This window comes from Xenorhabdus littoralis (assembly GCF_033949345.1).
In the GTDB taxonomy this organism is placed as follows: Bacteria; Pseudomonadota; Gammaproteobacteria; order Enterobacterales; family Enterobacteriaceae; genus Xenorhabdus; species Xenorhabdus littoralis.
The window spans coordinates 1-3589 of record NZ_VCDP01000014.1; the positions used below are offsets into that span (position 1 = coordinate 1).

At 54.8% G+C, this 3589-nt stretch carries 1 protein-coding gene; it reads right to left on the minus strand.

Features of this window, described 5'->3' with window-relative positions; all coding sequences use genetic code 11:
* A partial coding sequence (locus FE394_RS04350) for an amino acid adenylation domain-containing protein (RefSeq protein ID WP_319925182.1) occupies nt 1–3589 on the minus strand: 3589 nt, incomplete at both ends.

The window sequence follows — 3589 nt, forward strand, 5'->3', positions numbered from 1 at the left end:
TTCACCACCCCCCGATGCTCCACCATCACGCCTTTCGGCGTCCCGGTTGAGCCGGAAGTGTAAATCACATAGGCCAGATGCCGTGACGTTAATCCGGCTATCTGCGGATTGCTGTCCGGCTGGTCAACGCAGGTATTCGGATCAAGCACCGTCCGCGATGCCAGTGCCTGCTCACCCAGTGCTGTCCGGCCGATATGATCCGCCAGCACAATAGCCGGGGCAGCATCTATCAGACTCAGCTCCAAACGCTCACTCGAATAGACGGGGTCCAGCGGCACATAGGCACCGCCGGCTTTCAATACCGCCAGTATCCCCACCACCATGGCCGATGACCGTGACACGCAAATAACTACCCGTTGGTCTGGTTCTATTCCCAGCGCAATCAGTTGATGTGCAAGACGATTGGCCCGGGTATTTAATTCTGTATAGCTGAGCGTCTGGTTTTCGTATATCAACGCAGTGGCTTCCGGGGCCTTATTCACCTGTTGCTCAAATAACTGATGAATACATAACTGACCAGGATACGCGGTTTCGGTTGCATTCCGGGTTTCCAGCAACAACCTGCGTTCTGCCGGTGGGAGAATATCAATCTTTCCGATCCGCTGTTGAGGGGCGGCCACCATCGCTTGCAGCACAAAGTGTAAATAATCGATATGCCGTTCAATTGTCGCTTGATCAAACAGGGCCGTAGCATAATGCAAGGACCCGATAATTCTGTCTCCCTCTTCAGACAAGTCCAATTCGAGATCAAATTTGACTATATCCGGGGCTTGCTCGATCGGTGACACGATCAGTTCCGGCAGTATCCAGTCCGTGCGCTCATTGTTCTGCCAGGCAAACATCACCTGAAACAGCGGGGTATGCGCCAACTGACGTGGCGGCTGCACAATTTCCACCACCTGCTCAAACGGCAAATCCTGATGCGCCTGTGCCGCTAATGCTATTTGCCGGACTTGTGTCAGTAATTCTGTCACTGTCTGCTCACCCGAGACTGCCATGCGCAACGCCAGCGTATTCACAAAGAACCCAATCAACGGCTCCACTTCCTGACGACTGCGACCCGCACTGGGAGTCCCGATAATGATATCCGCCTGACCAGACAGGCGCGATAAGACCATTGCCCAAGCGGATAACAGGGTCATAAATAACGTCACGCCCTGCTGCCTGCTCAGGCGTTTCAGGGCACCCGTTAACTCGGTATCCAGATTGATCGGTAAAACCTGTCCGGCAAACGACTGCTCTGCCGGCCGTGCCCGATCAGTGGGTAACTCCAACAGAACCGGGGCGTCAGCCAGCATCTTACGCCAATAGTCCGACTGCACCTGAATACGTTCAGCCGTAAGCCACTGGCGCTGCCAAGCCGCATAATCAGGATACTGAATCGCCAGCGGCGGCAAAGGATCGGATTGCCCAGACAGACACGCCGTGTAGAGCACGTTCAGTTCCCGTATCAGCACATTGACTGACCATCCATCAGAAATAATATGATGCTGGATGAGCAGAAACTGATATTCATCATCCGTAAGCCGGATAAGCACCGCCCGGATAAGCGGGTCACGGCTGAGCTCAAATGGCACAGACGCTGCCTCACTGCACAATCGTTGAAGTGCCGTTTCAGCATCCGGGTTCCCGCGCAGGTCATGCTGAGACAACGGCAACCCGCTGTCTGCTGCCAGCAGCCTTACCTGCGGCTGACCGTCAACAGAAACAAAGACGGAGCGGAGCGCTTCATGACGGGCAAACAGGGCATTCAGTGCCTGCTGCAAGGCTGTTATCTCCAGTGCTCCATGCAAACGCATCGCCATCGGAATATGGTATGTTTCACTGATGCCCTCAAACTGGGTGAGGAACCACAAGCGCTGTTGAGCAAATGACAGCGGCAATAGCCCCTCTCGGGAGACGGGCATAATGGCAGGCAAGGTTGTGCTGTCCTGTGTATTAATCCGGATCTGGATCGCCTCAGCAAGGGCAGCCAAAGAAGGAGCGTTAAACAATGCCATCAACGGCAATTCAGCCCCCAACACGGCGATCCGGTTCATCACCCGTACTGCCAGCAGGGAATGACCGCCCAAAGCAAAGAAATTGTCGTGCCGGCTGATTTGTTCAATCCCCAGAACGTCACGCCAAATCGCCGCCAACGCAGTTTCTGTCTCTCCCTCTGGCGCTTCATAACTCTGACGGGCAAACGCCTCGCTGTCAGGGGCCGGTAACGCCCGGCGATCCAGCTTACCGTTCGGGGTCAATGGAAACGCCTCCAGACGTACAAACGCCGCCGGCACCATATAATCCGGCAAAACCGTACTCAGATGGGTACGCAGGCTGTTTACCAGTCCCTCTTCCGCTTTCGCCACGATATAAGCGACCAGCTGTTTGTCCTGTCCTTCTCCCAGCGCCAGCACTACAGAGTCGCGTACCGCCGGGTGTTCTATCAGCCGGGCCTCAATTTCCCCCGGTTCAATGCGGAAACCGCGGATTTTGACCTGTTGGTCATTACGGCCCAGAAACTCCAGACTGCCGTCCGGCAGATAACGGGCCAAATCCCCGGTACGGTACATCCGTGCATCTGAGGTATCACTGAACGGATCAACAAGAAAACGTTCCGCCGTCAGTTCAGGGCGGTTCAGATAACCCCGTGCCACGCCGGCACCACCAACATACAGCTCTCCCACAACGCCCAGCGGCACTGGCTGACCATAATCATCCAGCAAATACAACGTTAGATCCGGAATACGCCTGCCAACAGGACTGGTTATCTGTTCCACATCAAGCTGATTAAGCTCCCGATAAGTCACATGCACGGTCGTCTCCGTAATACCATACATGTTCACCAATCGAGGCGATGTCTCGCCACGCAGGTGATACCACGGCCGCAATATGCCGGGATCGAGGGCTTCTCCCCCAAAAATGATATATCTCAACTGATCCGGCAATGGGTTGTCGGCATAACTGGCAATAAAGGCTTTAAAAGCACTTGGGGTCTGATTCAACACAGTGATCCCGTGCTGGCACACAAATTGATGGAATTCCTGCGGCGAACGGGCGACCGTATGCGGTACCAGAACCAGTTTGGCACCGTAGCGTAACGCTCCCCATAATTCCCATACCGAGAAGTCGAAAGCAACGGAATGAAACAGACACCAGATATCTTGCTGGTTAAACTGATACCAGACTTCTGTCGCATCGAATAAACGCAGGATATTACGATGTTCGACCATCACACCCTTCGGCGTCCCCGTCGAACCGGAGGTGTAAATTACATAGGCCAGATGCCGTGACGTCAGTCCGGCTATCTGCGGGTTACTGTCCGGTTGCTCAGGCAAGAGATTCGGGTCGAGTACCGTCCGTGATGCCAGAGCAGACTCACCCAATGTTGTCTGCCCGATGTGATCCGCCAGCACAATAGCCGGGGCAGCATCCATCAGAATATGGGCCAGACGTTCACCCGTATAAACGGGGTCCAGCGGCACATAGGCTCCCCCGGCTTTTAGTATCGCCAGCACACCCACCACCATGGCCGGTGACCGTGATACGCAAATCGCCACCCGCTGATCCGGCTTTACCCCCAGCGTAATTAATTGATGCGCCAGTC